Source organism: Mycobacterium sp. Root135, from assembly GCF_001426545.1.
Taxonomy (GTDB): domain Bacteria; phylum Actinomycetota; class Actinomycetes; order Mycobacteriales; family Mycobacteriaceae; genus Mycobacterium.
Map to the genome: position 1 here is coordinate 255,932 of NZ_LMEZ01000001.1, position 16,454 is coordinate 272,385.

Genomic DNA, 16,454 nt, shown 5'->3' on the forward strand with positions numbered 1-16,454 from the left:
GTCGACGCGGTCGGCCGTCCCGCCGGCCGGCAGGCACAATGAGGGACCCCCGCCTCCACCGTGAGGTGCCCCCATGCCAGGACGGAGTAGCCCCATCGCGCCCACGATGCGCCGCACCGCCGTCCTGGGCTTCGTGGTTCTCCTCGTCCTGCTCGTCCTCAGCGTCGGCGACGTGCCCCGCTTCGCCCGGCCGGAACCACCGGCCAAGGACGTCGTGCTGGCCGACGGGTGGCAGCTGGCGTCCGCGCGGGAGGTCACCGACGCGGGCTCGGCGATCTCACTGCCCGCCTACCGCAACGCGAAGTGGCACGACGTCCGCCGCATGCCCGCCACCGTGCTGCAGGCACTCCAGGACGACGGCACGTACCCAAATCTCTACTACGGCAAGAACCTCCTCGACGAGGTGCCGCAGGACCTGTGGAAGCAGGACTGGTGGTACCGCACCACGTTTGACGCCGAGGCGGGGCACCGCTCGTATCAGCTGAACTTTCCCGGCATCAACTACCGCGCCGAGATCTGGCTCAACGGCCAACTGGTCGCCGACGCCAGGCAGATCGTCGGCATGTACGTCGACCACGACCTCGACGTGACCCGATGGATCCGGCCGGGTCAGCCCAACACCCTTGCGGTGAAGGTGACGCCCGAGCGGTCGTTGCAGGACGTCGACGGGGTGGAGCTCGCCGACAGCTGGTTCGACTGGATCAACTGGAACTACCTGGGCTACCAGGGGCCGAACAAGAATCCGGGCAACGGCAACTCGTTCGTCGCCGACCGCAACGCGGGCGTGTGGAAACCCGTGACGCTGCGGATGTCCGGCGCGGTGACGATCGCGGCCGCCACGGTGAACACCGAACTGCCGCTGCCAAACACCGACTCAGCCCGGTTGTCCATCTTCACCACCCTGCGCAACTCGACGAACGACCGCATCCGAGGCATCGTCCGCGGCACCATCAGCCGCCCTGGCAAGCCGGACGTCGAGGTCGAACAGGCGGTGAGCCTGGCGGCTGGCGAACAGCGCGAAGTCAGCTTCAGCCCAAGCGATTTCAGCCAACTCACCGTCGACCATCCGGATCTGTGGTGGCCGTACACGATGGGCGCCCCCAATCTCTACGACCTGCGGCTGGAATTCCGCCAGTTCGGCAGCGCGGTCGACGAAACCCACCAACGCTTCGGTGTGCGGACCATCTCGCAATTCCGCGACGACGACGAGCGCTTCCCCGAGCTGGGCACCGGGGGCAGCTTCTACCTGCAGGTCAACGGTCGGGACTTCCTGGTTCGTGGTGCCACCTACACCCCCGATCTGCTGTTCGCCTACGACCCCGGCCGCGAGGACGCGATCCTGTCCTACGTTCGCGACCTCGGGCTGAACATGCTGCGGTTGGAGTCGAAGATCCCCGACGAGCGCTTCGTCGAAGCCGCCGACGAGCTCGGCATTCCCCTGATGGTCGGCTGGATGTGCTGCAACCAGTGGGAGAAGTGGCCGCAGTGGGACGACGAGGACAACCGCGTCGCCAGGGACAGCTTGAGCTCGCAGATCACCATGCTGCGGTCGCATGCTTCGGCAGCGGTCTGGGCCAACGCCAGCGACGGGCGGCCACCCGACAAGGTTCGCGAGGACTACCACCAGATTCTGCGGGACCTGCACTGGCAGAACGCCGTCGTGGACACCGTGTCGTCCTACGTCACCGACGACACGGGCAAACGACTGTGGGACGGCATCCAGATGGCGGGCCCGTACACGTGGCGTCCGCCGTCGTACTGGTTCAGCGGGGAGTACCGCGCCGCCAGAGGCGCCTCCGCCGAACAGGGCGACAACGAGCACATCCCGCCGTTCGCGAGCCTGCAGCAGTTCATCCCGCCGGACAAGCTGTGGCCGCCCAACGACTACTGGTACTTCCACGCCGGTTCCAACACAGGCAACGAAAAGTTGACCAACACCCAGTTGGCCGTCAACCGCCGCTACGGGTCTTCGGGCAGCGCGTACGAGTTCGCCCGCAAGGCCCAGCTCGCGCACTACGAGTCCACCCGCGCCCAGTTCGAGTCGTTCGCCGCGCTCGGCTGGGCCGGGCACAAGATGACGATCTACTGGATGCTCAACAACCACTGGCCGTCGTTCTTCGGCAACCTCTTCGACTACTACCTGCGCCCCGGCGGCGCGTACTTCGGAGCCAAGCAGGGCCTGCGGCCACTGTCCGCGGTCTTCGACTCCTACGCGACCGGGGACCGCAGTCGCGCCAACGTCACCCTGGTCAACCAGACGCCGGGCGAAACGAAGGACGTCCGCGTCCGAGTCAGGGTGTACGACCTGCAGGGCAAGCTCCGCGACGACCAGACCAGTGCCGCCCTGACGGTGCCGTCGGGTGGCACCGCGCACGCCGTCACCCTGCCGAGGGAAGCGCGGGACTCGCGGGTCTTCTTCGTCCGCTGCGAGGTGCTCGACGCGTCGGGCAAGGTCGTCGACGAGAACGTGTACTGGCAGTCCCAGCGCAACGACGACGTCGGAGATCCCGACGGAGACTTCGCCTTCGAGCTTCACCAGGACGGCTGGGCCGACATGACCCCGCTCAACACCATGGCGAAGGTGCCGCTGACCGTGACGGCTACGAGATCGGGGCGCGACGTGGTGATCTCCCTACGCAACCCGACCAAGCAGGTGGCCTTCTTCGAGCGGGCCGAGGTGACCGCGACCCGCGACGGCGACGAGGTCCTGCCGATCACCTATGACGACAACTACGTGACGGTGTTCCCCGGCGAGACGGTCGACGTCCGCGCGACGCTGCCGAGCGGTTCGGCTCCCGCCGACTGGGTCCGCGTCACCGGGTACAACACGGCGCCGGTCGTCGCGCCCATCTCGTAGGTTCGTCCGCGCAACCACCACGCGGCGGCGACCAGTACGACGACGAAACCCACCAGGTAGGCCGCAGGGATCACGACGTCCCACCACCCTCCCGGGCGCAGCGACAACAGACCCGTCTCCGGGGTGTCACCCGTCGTCCGCACCACCCAGCCCGCGAACACGCCCCACGAGAGCCACAACGCGACGAGCGCCGACCGGCTGCCGACGACGTACGCGCGATGCCCGAGGTGGACCACCAGCGGCACCACCCACACCCAGTGGTGGCTCCAACTGAACGGCGACAGCGCGGCGGACGCCATCCCCACCACGGCCACCCCGAGCACCGCCTGACCCCGCCGCCACGCCAGCACCGCGACGGCCAACGCGACGACCGCCAGTGCGGCGGTCGCCACCACCGTCGGCGTCCCGGTCAGGTGCATCCTGACGAACAGCCCCTTCAGGCTGGTGTTCGCGACGGGATCGCTGGTGATGCGGGCGACGTCGTCGAACCCGCCACGGAGCCAGAAGTAGCCGGAGTCGCGGGGGAGGACCAGGAACCCGAGGAGGACGGTGGCCGCGAACGTCACCGTCGCCACCACCGCGGCGCGTCGTCGCCCGGTGAGCACCAGGTAGACGACGAACAGGGCCGGGGTGAGCTTGATGCCTGCGACGACGCCGATGCCTACACCGGCCCACCGGCGCGTGTCAGGTCCGAGCAGGTCGGCGACCACGACGGCGAGGATCAGCAGGTTCACCTGCCCGAGCTGCAGCGACAGCCGTACCGGTTCGAGCCAGCAGAGCAAGCCGGTGAGCAGTGCGCCCAAGCTCCACAACCCGGTCGAGGTCGTCACCCCGAGCCAGACCAGCGTGCGACGGACGACGTAGACCAGCAGTGCGGCGTTCACGACGAGCCCGATCACCCGTGCCGCCGGTGACGTGACGAGGGTCAGCGGAAGCGAGCACAGCGCCGCGAACGGGGTGTAGTCGAACAGCAGTGTGCGCGGGTTTCCCGTCAGCCCCACCGAATAGAGATCCTGACCTGCAAGGACTCGTCCCGCGCCAAACCGGTAGACCAGCAGGTCGACCTGGGTGGCGAGGCTGGGCCACCGCAGATACATCCCCGCGTAGGCGACGAGCGCGACGAGGAGGATCACCGGCCCGTAGACCCGCACCCACGCGTTCGCCTTGATGGACATCGAGGCGAAGCTACTGAGGTTGCCTGGACACTTCCTGAAAGTCGGGGTGGCCGCACGGGGCCGCAGGCCTACCGGGAGGATGTCCCCATGAGTTCATCCGAAGAGGAGCCGGCGACGACCACGACGGACCTACGGTCCGAACTCGCCGAGATCACCGCCGCCGCGGGCTGGAACCGCAGGATCGACGACCGCGTGGACATCTACCTGCGCGGCCAGACCCGGGTGCGAGTCATCTGGCGGGGCGACGACGCGATCAGCGGCGGATCCCGGTTCCAGGATGACAACCTGGAGACGTACTCGAGGGATCTGAACACGGTGAAGGGTTGGCTGGCCCGCTAGCCCGCCGCGCCAGGCCCGCCCTCACCACCGACGCGGCCACCGGCAGCGTGGACAGCACCGCGATCAGCACCACCATCAACTCGAGGTGGGTGCTGACGAACGCCACGTTGCCCAGGTGAAAGCCCACGACGGTGAGCCCGACGCCCCAGGCCGCCGCTCCCAGGACGTCGTAGGCGAGGAAGACGCGGTACCGCATGCCCGAAGCGCCGGCGACGACCGGCATGAACGTCCGCACCACGCCGACGAAGTGCCCCACCACGATCGCCTTGCGGCCGTGCTTGGCGAAGAACGTGTGCGACGAGGCCAGATAGCGCTTCTTGAATATCCGCGCGTCCTCCTTCCTGAAGAACGCGGGCCCAAGCCGCCACCCGATGAGGTACCCGACCTGACCGCCCGCGACGGCAGCCGCCGTGGTGCCAAGCGCCAGCGTCCAGATCTCCACGGGGGCTCCGTCTTGCGCCGCAAGCAGACCCGAGGTGAATAGCAGCGTGTCCCCTGGAAGGAAGGGGCACAGCAGCCCCGTCTCGAGGAAGACGATCAGCATCACGCCCGGCAGCACCGCCGAGCCGAACATGCCGTCGTGTCCGAGCCAGTACATCGGGTCCATGACGGCGGGCATGGCAGCAACCACGTAGGTCGTCACGGCCGCCGACGGTAGCCGTAGGACATTGCGGCAGGGCCAACGGCGCGCGACCGCCACACCACACCGCCCCGAACCGCAACCGTCCCGAACCTCAACCGTCCCGAACCCAATGCGCTCCGGGGTCGTAGTGTCATACCCCGTGAGCGCACGCGCGGGAATCGTCGTCACCGGAACCGAAGTTCTCACCGGTCGGGTTCAGGACCGCAACGGTCCCTGGCTCGCCGACCGGCTGCTGGAACTGGGCGTCGAATTGGCGCACGTCACGATCTGTGGGGACCGGCCGTCCGACATCGAGGCCCAGCTGCGGTTCCTCGCCGACGAGGGTGTCGACCTGATCGTCACCAGTGGTGGGCTCGGCCCCACCGCCGACGACATGACGGTCGCGACGGTGGCGAAGTTCTGCGGCCGAGACCTGGTGTTGGACGCGGCCCTGGAGGCCACCATCGCCGACATCCTCAAGAAGATGATGAGCCGCTCGCAGTCCTGGAACGGCGTCGACTTCGAGTCGGTGCTGGCGGCCAACCGCAAGCAGGCGATGGTGCCGGCCGGTGCGGAGATCCTGGGCCCGGTGGGAACGGCCCCCGGCGTCGTCGTGCCCGGCACCCCGACGGTGGTGGTGCTTCCCGGCCCGCCGCGAGAGTTACAACCCATGTGGGACAAGGCCGTTGGGACGGCCGGGGTGCAGGCGGCGATCGCCGGCCGCACGGAGTTCGTCCAAGCCACGGTCCGCATGTTCGGGTTGCCCGAATCGGCACTCGCCGAGACCCTGCGCGACGGCGAGGTCGGCATCGCCGGCTTCGACCGGCTCGAGATCACCACCTGTCTGCGGCGCGGTGAACTGGAGATCGTCACCCGCTACGAACCCGACGCCGCCGACGTCTACGCCGACCTGCTGGGACTGCTGCGCGAACGGCATGGGGCGCAACTGTTCTCCACCGACGGCGCCCTGGTGGACGATCAAGTCGCGGACATGTTGGCGGGCCGGACGATCGCGACGGCCGAATCCTGCACTGCGGGAATGGTTGCCGCAAGACTCACCGACCGGGCCGGCTCGTCGGCGTACGTCGCGGGCGGTGTCGTGAGCTATTCCAACGAGGCCAAGATGAACCTGCTCGGCGTGAACGAACAGCTGCTGGCGGCCCACGGTGCGGTGTCGGAACCGGTTGCCGAGGCCATGGCGGCCGGCGCCCTTGCCCGCTTCGGTGCCGACACCGCGGTCGCGATCACCGGCATTGCAGGCCCGGGCGGGGGGAGTGCCGAGAAGCCGGTGGGGACAGTCTGCTTCTGTGTGCGGCTCGCCGAGGGTCCGACCCTGACCAGGACTTTGCGGTTGCCCGGCGACCGATCCGACGTCCGCGAGCGATCAACCACCGTCGCGATGCACTTGCTGCGGAGCATCCTCGCGGCGCCCGGCGACGTCGACTGAGCGCCGATGTCCTTCTCGCTCAGCGATTCCGAGCTCAACGATCGTCTCGATCGATTGCCGGTGCTCGCAGGGCGGGAGCGGGTGCTTGAGGACCTCGAGGGCGGGCTCACCAACCGCAACGTCAAGATCACCACCTCCGACGCGGTGTACGTGGCGCGGTGCTCCGGGAGCTCCTCGGAGCTGCTGGCCATCGACCGAGACGACGAGAACTTCAACTCCCGAGCCGCCGAGCAGGCCGGCGTCGGCGCACCCGTCGTCGACTACCGGCCCGACCTCGGCATCCTGCTCATCGGATACCTGAATGGCGTGACGCTGACCAAGGACGACTTCTCACGCGACGGTGTCATCGCCAAGGCCGCCGTGGCGTGCCGGACGCTGCACGGCGGACCGCGGTTCCGCAACGACTTCGACATGTTCGCGCGGCAGTCGGCGTACTTGAGAATCGTCGAGACGCACGGATTTCGGCTCCCCGCCGGATATCTGGACTTCGCCGGCCAGTTCGCGTCGATTCGGGCGGCGCTCGCGCACCCCGATCGGGTGTCGGTGCCGTGCAACAACGACCTGTTGGCGGCCAACTTCGTCCTCGACGGCGACAAGATCTGGCTGATCGACTACGAGTACTCCGGCAACAACGACCCCGCCTTCGAACTCGGAAACATCTGGCGCGACAACGGGTTGTCCCTCGAGCAACTCGAGGAGCTGGTCACCGCGTACTACGGCCGCACGACGCGTCACGAACTGGCACGGGCACGGCTGCAGGGCACCGTCTCGCAGTACGGCTGGACGTTGTGGGGGTGCATCCAAAACGGAAGCAGCACACTCGACTTCGACTTCTGGGAGTGGGCGATGGAACGCTACGACAACGCCGTCGAGGAGTTCAGGGGCCCAGACTTCGCCCGTCTGCTCGACGACGCCAGGACCGGAGACTGACACCATGGGAGAGACGAACCGATGAGCGACAACACCTTGCCCAGTCGCGCCAGGGTAGTGGTGATCGGCGGCGGTGTGATCGGCACCAGCGTGGCCTATCACCTGACCAAGCTCGGCATCACCGACGTGTTGCTGCTCGAGCAGGGCCAGTTGTCGTGCGGAACCACCTGGCACGCCGCGGGTCTGGTGGGTCAGCTGCGCGCCACGGAAAGCGGCACCCGGCTGGTGCAGTACTCGACGGAGCTCTACCGGGAGCTCGAAGCCGAGACCGGGCTGACGGCGGGCTACAAGCAGTGCGGCGGGGTGACTGTGGCACGCACCGAGGACCGGATGATCCAGTTGCGCCGCACCGCCGCCAATGCCGCGGCGTTCGACCTGGAGTGCGAGCTGCTCACCCCGCTGGAGGCGCTCGAGCACTACCCGGTGATCCGCATCGACGACCTCGTCGGGGCCATCTGGTTGCCGGCCGACGGCAAGGCGAATCCGTCCGATCTGACCCAGGCGCTGGCCAAGGGCGCTCGAATGCGGGGTGCTCGAATCATGGAGCGCACCAGGGTCGTCGGCGTGAACACCGAAGGCGGCAGGGTCACCGGGGTGCGGACGGATCTCGGAGACGTCGAGGCCGAGATCGTCGTCAACTGCGCGGGCCAGTGGGCCAAGCAGATCGGCTCGCTGGCGGGCGTGAACGTCCCGCTGCACTCGGCCGAGCACTTCTACGTCGTCACCGAGCCCATCGTCGGCGTGCACCCGGACATGCCGATCCTGCGGGACCCCGACGGCTACACCTACTTCAAGGAGGAGGTCGGCGGTCTCGTCATCGGCGGCTTCGAGCCGGAAGCCAAGCCGTGGGTCAGCCCGGACGCCATCCCGTACCCCTTCGAATTCCAACTGCTGGAAGAGGATTGGGACCACTTCCAGATCCTGATGGACAACGCCCTGCTGCGGATCCCGGTGCTCGAGGAGACCGGGCTCAAGAAGCTGTACAACGGGCCGGAGAGTTTCACCCCCGACAACCAGTTCATCCTCGGTGAGGCGCCGGAGGTGGCCAACTTCTTCGTCGCCGCGGGCTTCAACTCCGTCGGCATCGCCTCAGCCGGCGGGGCGGGCCGCGCGCTGGCCGAATGGATCGTGAACGGTTCGCCGACGACGGACCTCACCAGCGTCGACGTGCGCCGGTTTGCGCCGTTCAACGGAAACACCAGGTGGCTGCACGACCGGGTGTCCGAGGTGCTCGGACTGCACTACGAAATCCCCTGGCCCAACCGGGAAATGACGACGGCGCGGCCGTTCCGTCGCTCGCCGGTGCACCACCTCCTCGTCGCCGCAGGAGCCAACTTCGGCAGCCGGATGGGTTGGGAGCGGGCCAACTTCTTCGCCCCCGAGGGCGTCGAACCCACCATCGAGTACTCCTGGGGCAAGCAGAACTGGCTTCCGTACTCCGCCGCCGAACAGGTCGCCACCCGCACCGCGGTCGCGGTCTTCGACCAGACGTCCTTCTCGAAGTACCTCCTCGCCGGGCCCGACGCCGAAGCTGCGCTGCAGTGGCTGTGCACCGCCGACATGGCCGTCGACGTGGGGTCGTGCGTCTACACCGGCATGCTCAACGACCGCGGCTGTTACGAGGCCGACGTCACCGTCACCCGTACCGCCGCCGACGAATTCCTCATCGTCAGCAGCGCCGCCACGACCGAACGGGACAAGGACCACATCGCGCGGAACCTGCCCGCCGGCACGCGAGCTCAACTGGTGGACGTCACGTCGTCGCTCGCGGTGTTCGGCGTGATGGGTCCCCGGTCGCGGGACCTGCTGGCCACCCTGACCGACGCCGACCTCGGCGACGAGGCGTTCCCGTTCGGCACCAGCCAGCGAATCAGCCTGGGCTACTCCACCGTTCGCGCCACCCGCATCACCTACGTGGGGGAGCTCGGCTGGGAGCTGTACGTTCCCACCGAGTTCGCGGTCGGGGTGTACGAGGATCTGATGGCCGCCGGCGCCGAGTTCGGGGTGGTCCGCGGCGGCTACTACGCGATCGAATCGTTGAGGCTGGAGAAGGGCTACCGAGCGTTCGGACGCGAGCTGACACCTGGCGACAATCCGGTCGAGGCCGGGCTGCTGTTCGCCTGCAAGCTCGCGACTGACGTCGACTTCCTGGGTCGCGCTGCGCTCGAGAAGGCCGTCGAGAAAACCAAGGCCGACGGTCCGCGGCGCCGGGTGGTCGGCTTCCGCGTCGACGAGCCCGACGCCATGCTCTGGGGCGGTGAACTGATCCTGCGCAACGGCGAGGTCGCCGGCCAGGTGACCTCCGCGGCGTGGGCGCAGACGACGGGTGCATGCGTCGGCCTCGCCTACGTCCGGTCCGGTGACCAGGAGAAGGTCGACGCCCAGTGGGTGGACGCCGGCGACTACCAGGTCAACGTCGGCGGGGTGTTGCACCCGGTCACCGTGTCCCTCAAGCCCGTATACGACCCGTCCAACACCAGGATTCGCTGAGGGATGGACGACGCCCAACGCGCTGCCGACGATAGGCTCGTCGCCGGTGCCGGGACGGGCTCACGGGATCGTCAGTTGGACGGTCTGAAGATGGGTACTCCCGACGAAGGTCATCAGATGGGAATGAACCGCTCGTGAAGATACTGCTCGACGACACGGAGATGGACGCCCAGCTCGGGCGAACGATGATCGCCGTCTCGGCCAACGCCGCCGACCTTGGCGAGGTCATGACGACCGCCGGCCGGGTGGTCGACGGAGACTACGACTCCTGGTACTCCGAATGGTCGGCGACCGCCGAGGTGGCCAACACGCTGGCTGAGGAGGCATTGCGGGGCGGTCACGTCGTGACGGCCCGCAAGGCCTTCCTGCGCGCATCCGAATATTGGCGGCAAGCGTTCTTCTTCATCCGCCACGACATCGACGACGAGCGACTGCAGGAGGCCTGGCGCAGGCATCGCCTCGCCTTCCGTGCGGCGCTGCCACTGCTCGACTGCCACACCACGACCGTCGAGATCCCGTACGACGGCGTGACGATGACCGGGTACCTCTTTCGGCCCGCGGACGCCGACACGCCGCGGCCGACGATCCTGGCGCCGTGCGGATTCGACTCGACCGCCGAGGCGGGTTACGTGTCCACCGGCTACATGGCGCTGCCGCGTGGGTACAACTTCTTCGTCTTCGAAGGGCCCGGGCAGGGTGGCACCCTCTACGAGCATCGGCGTACCTTCCGTCCCGACTTCGAGGTGCCGTTCGCCGGAGCCTTCGACTGGCTGCTTCAACAGGACGGCGTCCACCCGCACGCGATCATCGTGATGGGCCGCTCGTTCGGCGGGTACCTCGGGCCACGGGCGACGGCGTTCGAGTCGAGGGTGGCCGCGCTGGTGGCCGATCCCGGCCAGTACGACTTCGCGTCGCGGATCGGCGCATTCGCCCAGAGCCTGGGTCACGACGACGCCGACGACTTCCTGGGGCGGCTGCTCGCGCATGACGTCGAGCTCGACGCCGAACTCGAGAAGGCGGTCGACGGCGCACGCAACGTCGAGTGGTACGGGTCGCGCATGGCGGCGATGGGGACGGCCACCGTCGGTGACTTCCTCCGCAAGCAGTTGACCTTCACGTTGGAGGACGCCGCGGGCAAGATCAAGTGCCCGACTCTGCTCACAGAGGGCGAAGGCGACTTCGCGGCGCAGGGTGAGCTGCTGTTCGAGAAGCTGAGGTGCGAGCGGCGCTTGACGACGTTCAGCGAGGCCGAAGGTGCGGGCGGGCACTGTGAGGGCTTGGGCAGCACCCTGTTCGAGGGTTACGCCTTCGACTGGATCGACCGCATTCTCGGGCGCGCCCAGGCCCCCACCGAGTAGGCCGGGTCAGACGCCCCGCTCGAGGTCGTCCCACAACGCCATCAGGCGGTCGAGGATTTCCTGGGCGTACCCAAGCCCGGCGAGGTGGCTCTCGCCCGGCAGCGTGTACAGCTCGGCGTCGGGCAGCAGGGCGACCACGTGCTCGCCGTGCGCGAACGGGATGATGTGGTCCTTGTCGCCGTGCCACCAGCGCACCGGCACCTTCACCTCGTCGAGGCGGAAGCCCCAGTCCCGTGCGAAGACGACGACGTCGGCGAACGGCGCCGCCATCTGCTTGCGGCTCCCGTTGAGCAGGTCGTCGAGGAACATCGCCTTGAATTCCGGGCGGGCCAGCAGCTGCCGGTCACCGATGGGCGACACCCGCCCGTAGGCGTCGATGCCCCAATCGGCGAAGGGCTTGGCCAGCCGGAGCAGGCTGACGGCCGCCAGCCGCAGCGGCAGCCCGATGAGCGGCATGAGCGGCGCCATCGCCGAGCCCAGTCCCATCGCACCGCCACCGATGCGCTCGGGACCGACGGTCGGCGCGACGCCGCCGAGCACGCCGACGGTCACGACGCGGTCGGGCATCGCCGCAGCACACGCCAGCGTGTAGGGCCCACCTCCCGACAGACCGATGATCGCCATCTTGTCGATGCCGAGGACGTCGGCGATGGTGCGGAGATCGTCGGCGAACGCCAGCACGTTCTCGTACTGGAACGGGGTCGACGAGCCGATGCCGGGTCGGTCGACGCCGATCAGCCGGATGTGGTTGCGCTCCGCGTAGACCCGCGCCTCGACGGGAATCTGGCGGCGGGCGCCGGGAGTGCCGTGCAGCCAGAAGACGGCGCGACCCAGCGGATCACCGAACTCGGCGAATCCGATCTGGCGATCGTCCCCGACGGCGACGTTGCCCTCCAGCTTGGGACGTGCAATTGACGGAACCATCAGCAGAGTGTCGCACGCGGGTTTCGGGCGGAAGTTTGCCACGGCCCGCGGTTTCGGCACCGCGCACGGCGTGGAGTGCGGCGAGCGGGCACGGGGTGCAAGAATCAACCTTGATGAATGCTGTGCGCGTGGTAGTGGCCGACGACGACGTCCTCCTTCGTGAGGGACTGGCCAGCCTGTTGACCCGATCGGGGTTCGACGTGGTCGGTCAGGCGGGCAACGCCGTCGAGCTGCTCGACATGGTCCGCGACCGTCAGCCGGGGTTGGTGTTGACCGATATCCGGATGCCGCCGTCGCACGACACCGAGGGCCTCGACGCCGCGAAGTCCATCCGCGAACAGTGGCCCGACATCGCGATTCTGGTGCTGTCGGCGCACGTCGACGTCGAACACGCCATGGAGCTGCTGGCCGGCGGCCACTCGGTCGGCTACCTGCTGAAGAGCCGCATCACCAACGTCGACGACTTCGTCGAGACCGCGGGCCGGATCGCGGCCGGCGCGTCCGTCATCGACCCCGCGCTGGTTCAGGAACTGGTGTCGGCCCGCCGGCGCGACGACCCGTTGGAGGCGTTGAGCACCCGCGAGCGCGAGGTCCTGACCTTGATGGCCGAGGGCCTGTCGAATTCGGGTATCGCGGGCCGCATTTGGGTGACCGAGGGCACGGTCGAGAAGCACGTGCGCAGCATCCTGACGAAGCTGAACCTGCCCGAGACCCATGACGAGCACCGTCGGGTCCGAGCGGTGATCATGTACCTCGACTCGCTGTGACCTCAGATCACCGAGCCAGCATGCCCCTGATCGCGTTCGGTGAGAGCGCGAACTTCGCCAGGAAGCCAAGCGCCGAACTCTCGGCGATCATCTCGGCGTAGTCCTGCTCGGAGTGCGTCGAGATGAGGATGACCGACGGCGCAGGATCGTCCGCGTCGTGTAACTGCTCGACGACGTCGAATCCGCTCTCGCCGCCCAGTTCGACGTCGACGAGGGTGACGTCCGGATGCAGATCCGCGTATCGGGCCAAGGCTTCCTCGGCCGTGCACGCCACGCCTACGACGTCGATTCCCGCGCGGCCGAGCATGTCGGTCGCGGCGTCACGGAAGTCGGCACTGTCGTCGACGATCAAACAACGCATTGCGCACCCCTGGAGAACATCATGAGTCGAGCTTGTCAGGTGGGTACCCGCCCGGCATTGCTGCTAGCCGGAAACTTCCCTGTGAACGCAAAGTTTCCTGTGAGGGCATAGCATCCGGTGCGATGAACGAGCGACTTTCGACAGCCGACCACCAGCAGGAAGGCTGGTTTGGCGTTGTCCGCAGCCGCCTCCTCACGTTGTTCCTGCGCCCGACCGCGCGGCCGCTGGGCTGGGGAATCGTGGTGTCCGCGACCTTCCTCGCGGCCGAGACGTTGGTGGTGCTCTATCTGACCAGAGTGGCCCCAGAGAACGCCTTTGGGGCGATCTTCCTGCTCGGCGTGCTCGTCATCTCCGCGGGATGGGGCTTTGGCTTGGCGATCGCCACGTCGATCGCCAGCGCTCTGGTCTATTTGTCGTTCCACCTCGACGGCGTGACCGCCGCGCTGACCGTCTTCCTACCCGTGGCGCTGCTGGCCAACGTGCTCGCCGGCCAGGCGCGACTACGGGCCTTGGAAGCCGAGCAGCGCCGCCGTGAGGCCGCCGCCCTGGCCACCCAGCAGGAGGCGTTGCGACGGGTGGCGACCCTGGTTGCCCGTGGAGCAGAACCGGCGGCGGTGTATCCGGTCACGGTCACCGAGTTGGCGCGCGGCCTCGACGTCGACCACGTGACGCTCGTCCGCTTCGACGCCGACGACACCTGCACCGTGCTGGCGGCACACGACAGGCCGGGCCGGGAGATGCTCGAGGTGGGGGAGCGGCTGCCGATCGACGGTGACAGCATCACCAGCCGAATCCGGGACACCGGCAGCACCGCCCGCATCGACGACTACTCGGAGCTGACGGGCACCATCGCCGTTCGCATGCGTGGGCTCGGATTGGGCTCGGGCGCAGGCGCTCCCGTCACCGTCGACGGCAAGCCCAGGGGCGCGCTGATGGTCGGTTCGGTGAAATCCGGGCCCATGCCCGACGGCACCGAGGAACGCGTCTGCGACTTCGCCGACCTCGTCGCAACCGCGATCTCCAACGCGGAGACCAAGGCCGAGTTGAAGGCGTCCCGGGCGCGCGTCGTGGCGGCGGCCGACCAGGCCAGGCGGGGGTTCGAACGCGATCTGCACGACGGCGCACAGCAGCGGATCGTGGCGCTGGGGCTCGGCCTGCGCACCATCGAAGCGTCCGTGCCGCCGGCCGACCTCACCGTCCGCAAGCAACTCGACAACGTCATCAACGGCCTTGCCGACCTGTACACCAACCTCCAAGAGCTGTCGCGCGGCATCCATCCCGCCATCCTGTCGAAGGGTGGCCTCGGCCCGGCGCTTCGGGCGCTCGGCCGCCGTTCGGTGGTCCCGGCCAGTGTGCGGGTCGACCTCGACAGGCGATTCCCCGAACCCGTCGAGGTGGCCGCGTACTACGTGGTCGCCGAGGCGATGACGAATGCCGCGAAGCACGCCAACGCTTCCGGCATCACCATCCGGGTGGGTTTGATCGGAGACGCGTTGTTCATCGAAGTCAGTGACGACGGCGTCGGGGGAGCCACCTCGGCCGGCGGCGGATCCGGGATCATCGGACTCCGTGACCGGGTCGAGGCGGTGTCGGGCCGACTCGAGGTCTCCAGCCCCGTCGGCGAGGGCACGACGCTGACGGCAAGCATCCCGGTGGCCGCCGCCGACGAACCGGAACGTGCGGTGGTCGGTCAGCCGACCCAGCCACCGGGTCGCCGGCCCGACCAGGGCGTCGCCGTCTCGAGCTGAGCGGCCAGTCGTAGCAGGACGGTCTCGTCGGGTGCCATTAGTTGGACTCCGATCGGCAGGCCGGTCGACGTCATTCCGAGCGGAAGCGAAATGGCCGCCCAGCCAGTCACATTGGCCATCGTCGTCCAGCCGGTCGTCGCGAACTCGACGTCGAAGAACGCCCTCGTCGTTCCGCGCGGCTGGTTGAGCAGCCCGTACGGGGGTGGGGGAGTCAGCAGCGTGGGCACCAGAAGCACGTCGTGGGCGGCCATCCCGGCGGCGAAGCGACGCGTCTGCGCGTGCACGGCGCCGACGGCCTCGGCGTACGCGACGCCCGTCGTGGTGAAGCCCTCGCGCATCATCACCCAACTGCTTGGCTCGAAGTCGTCTTCGTTGGGTTCGCGGCCGAGCACCTGCTTGCCGAATGCGTGCAACTGCGCGTTGCTGACGGTGTGCAGCACGGCGATTGCATCGGCGACCGCGTCCGGGTCGAACGTGGGCTGGCCCTGGTCGACGTGATGTCCGAGGGCGGCGAGGGTGTTGGCAGCTGCCTCGACGGCGGCGACCACCTCGTGATGCGTCGGCTCGCCGGGGAACGGCGAGTCCGTGGTGGTCAGGATGCGAATGCCGTTCGGCTGCTGAGTGATTGCGGCCAGGAAGGTGGTGTCGGGACGCGGGGCGGTGTACGGATCGCCGGTGGCGGATCCGGTGATCGCGTCGAGGAGCGCGGCGCTGTCGCGGACGGTGCGGGTCAGTGCGTGCCCGTTGACCAGTCCCTCCATTCCCTGGCCCCCGTCCGGGGCGAACGAGCTGCGGCCGCGCCGTGGCTTGAGACCGACCAGCCCGCAGCACGACGCCGGTACCCGGATGGACCCGGTGCCGTCGCCGCCGGATGCCGCGGGCACGACGCCCGCCGCGACCGCTGCCGCCGAACCGCCACTGGAGCCGCCGGGGGTGACATCCGGCGACCATGGATTCACCGTGGGGCCGAACACCAACGGCTCGGTGGTGCAGTGGTTGCCCCACTCGGGGGTGTTGGTCTTGCCGAACACGACCAGGCCGGCGTCCAGGTACCGCTCGACGACCCAGGACGACTCCTTCGGCACGTAACCCTTCAACGCGCGCGAGCCCATCACCTCGGGCGCGCCCGCCAGCGAGGCGCCAAGATCCTTGAGCAGGAACGGAACTCCGGCCAGCGGCCCGGCCTCTCCGGTGCGCAGGGCACCGGAGTCGTCGAGTGCGGCGGCCTGCCGCCGACCTCTGTCGAAGAGGTCGGCGACGACGGCGTTGAGTCCGCGGGCCGCGTCGAGCCGGGTGATCGCGGCGTCGAGTAGTTCGACGGCCGTCAGCTCACCTGACGCGGCGAGCTCCGCTTGACCGAGTGCGTCGACCGATGCCAGCTCACGAGCCTGTTGCGTGTCCATTGGCTCGGATCTTGAACGCTGGCATCGGTTTCG

General features: G+C 68.3%; 12 protein-coding genes and 1 pseudogene. 8 read left to right on the forward strand and 5 right to left on the reverse strand.

Annotated elements, in window-relative coordinates; genetic code table 11:
* Positions 1 to 73: 73 nt before the first annotated feature.
* A complete protein-coding gene (locus ASD37_RS01240; RefSeq protein ID WP_370072073.1) occupies positions 74 to 2,857 on the forward strand; it encodes a sugar-binding domain-containing protein in 2,784 nt (927 codons plus the stop codon).
* Positions 2,858 to 3,192: 335 nt separating this feature from the next.
* Here ASD37_RS01240 and ASD37_RS32090 read toward each other — a convergent pair.
* Positions 3,193 to 4,032, reverse strand: a pseudogene (locus ASD37_RS32090) (glycosyltransferase 87 family protein); the annotation flags it as partial.
* Positions 4,033 to 4,119: 87 nt separating this feature from the next.
* Here ASD37_RS32090 and ASD37_RS30755 point away from each other — a divergent pair.
* Positions 4,120 to 4,371, forward strand: a complete 252-nt coding sequence (locus tag ASD37_RS30755) for a hypothetical protein (RefSeq protein ID WP_082569888.1) — start codon at positions 4,120 to 4,122, stop codon at positions 4,369 to 4,371.
* Here the strand turns inward: ASD37_RS30755 and ASD37_RS01255 are convergent.
* On the reverse strand, positions 4,286 to 4,990 hold the full coding sequence (locus ASD37_RS01255; RefSeq protein ID WP_056549597.1) for a DedA family protein: 705 nt from the start codon (positions 4,988 to 4,990) through the stop codon (positions 4,286 to 4,288). The genes ASD37_RS30755 and ASD37_RS01255 overlap by 86 nt on opposite strands.
* Positions 4,991 to 5,153: 163 nt before the next feature.
* Between ASD37_RS01255 and ASD37_RS01260 the strand changes: the two genes are divergently transcribed.
* From ASD37_RS01260 to ASD37_RS01275, 4 genes are all read left to right on the forward strand, one after another.
* Positions 5,154 to 6,440 carry a competence/damage-inducible protein A gene (locus ASD37_RS01260; protein WP_056546905.1) on the forward strand — a complete coding sequence of 429 codons (1,287 nt, stop codon included), beginning with the start codon at positions 5,154 to 5,156 and terminating at the stop codon, positions 6,438 to 6,440.
* Positions 6,441 to 6,446: 6 nt separating this feature from the next.
* A complete protein-coding gene (locus ASD37_RS01265; RefSeq protein ID WP_056546908.1) occupies positions 6,447 to 7,370 on the forward strand; it encodes a choline kinase family protein in 924 nt (307 codons plus the stop codon).
* A gap of 21 nt (positions 7,371 to 7,391) precedes the next feature.
* Entirely contained in the window at positions 7,392 to 9,860 is a 2,469-nt protein-coding gene (locus ASD37_RS01270) for an FAD-dependent oxidoreductase (protein ID WP_056546910.1), read from the forward strand.
* Between the two features lie 134 nt (positions 9,861 to 9,994).
* Positions 9,995 to 11,218, forward strand: coding sequence for a S9 family peptidase (locus tag ASD37_RS01275; protein ID WP_056546912.1), 1,224 nt, complete (start codon positions 9,995 to 9,997; stop codon positions 11,216 to 11,218).
* 6 nt (positions 11,219 to 11,224) lie between these two features.
* Here ASD37_RS01275 and ASD37_RS01280 read toward each other — a convergent pair whose 3' ends face one another.
* Positions 11,225 to 12,142, reverse strand: coding sequence for an alpha/beta fold hydrolase (locus ASD37_RS01280; RefSeq protein ID WP_056549604.1), 918 nt, complete (start codon positions 12,140 to 12,142; stop codon positions 11,225 to 11,227).
* A gap of 113 nt (positions 12,143 to 12,255) precedes the next feature.
* Between ASD37_RS01280 and ASD37_RS01285 the strand changes: the two genes are divergently transcribed.
* Positions 12,256 to 12,909, forward strand: coding sequence for a response regulator transcription factor (locus ASD37_RS01285; RefSeq protein WP_056546915.1), 654 nt, complete (start codon positions 12,256 to 12,258; stop codon positions 12,907 to 12,909).
* A gap of 7 nt (positions 12,910 to 12,916) precedes the next feature.
* On the opposite strand, the gene ASD37_RS01290 is transcribed toward ASD37_RS01285, so the two are convergent.
* Positions 12,917 to 13,270, reverse strand: a complete 354-nt coding sequence (locus tag ASD37_RS01290) for a response regulator transcription factor (protein WP_056546918.1) — start codon at positions 13,268 to 13,270, stop codon at positions 12,917 to 12,919.
* Positions 13,271 to 13,392: 122 nt separating this feature from the next.
* On the opposite strand from ASD37_RS01290, the gene ASD37_RS01295 reads away from it, so the two are divergent.
* Complete coding sequence (locus ASD37_RS01295; RefSeq protein WP_082569889.1) at positions 13,393 to 15,018, forward strand: ATP-binding protein; 1,626 nt, start codon at positions 13,393 to 13,395, stop codon at positions 15,016 to 15,018.
* Here ASD37_RS01295 and ASD37_RS01300 read toward each other — a convergent pair.
* A complete protein-coding gene (locus ASD37_RS01300; protein ID WP_056546921.1) occupies positions 14,961 to 16,421 on the reverse strand; it encodes an amidase in 1,461 nt (486 codons plus the stop codon). The genes ASD37_RS01295 and ASD37_RS01300 overlap by 58 nt on opposite strands.
* Positions 16,422 to 16,454: the final 33 nt, after the last annotated feature.

Coding starts and splice junctions, on each gene's coding strand:
- ASD37_RS01280 (WP_056549604.1), bottom strand. CDS start 12,142: ATGGTTCCGTCAATTGCACGTCCCAAGCTGGAGGGCAACGTCGCCGTC.
- ASD37_RS01285 (WP_056546915.1), top strand. CDS start 12,256: ATGAATGCTGTGCGCGTGGTAGTGGCCGACGACGACGTCCTCCTTCGT.
- ASD37_RS30755 (WP_082569888.1), top strand. CDS start 4,120: ATGAGTTCATCCGAAGAGGAGCCGGCGACGACCACGACGGACCTACGG.
- ASD37_RS01240 (WP_370072073.1), top strand. CDS start 74: ATGCCAGGACGGAGTAGCCCCATCGCGCCCACGATGCGCCGCACCGCC.
- ASD37_RS01300 (WP_056546921.1), bottom strand. CDS start 16,421: ATGGACACGCAACAGGCTCGTGAGCTGGCATCGGTCGACGCACTCGGT.
- ASD37_RS01290 (WP_056546918.1), bottom strand. CDS start 13,270: ATGCGTTGTTTGATCGTCGACGACAGTGCCGACTTCCGTGACGCCGCG.
- ASD37_RS01255 (WP_056549597.1), bottom strand. CDS start 4,990: ATGCCCGCCGTCATGGACCCGATGTACTGGCTCGGACACGACGGCATG.
- ASD37_RS01295 (WP_082569889.1), top strand. CDS start 13,393: ATGAACGAGCGACTTTCGACAGCCGACCACCAGCAGGAAGGCTGGTTT.
- ASD37_RS01270 (WP_056546910.1), top strand. CDS start 7,392: ATGAGCGACAACACCTTGCCCAGTCGCGCCAGGGTAGTGGTGATCGGC.
- ASD37_RS01265 (WP_056546908.1), top strand. CDS start 6,447: ATGTCCTTCTCGCTCAGCGATTCCGAGCTCAACGATCGTCTCGATCGA.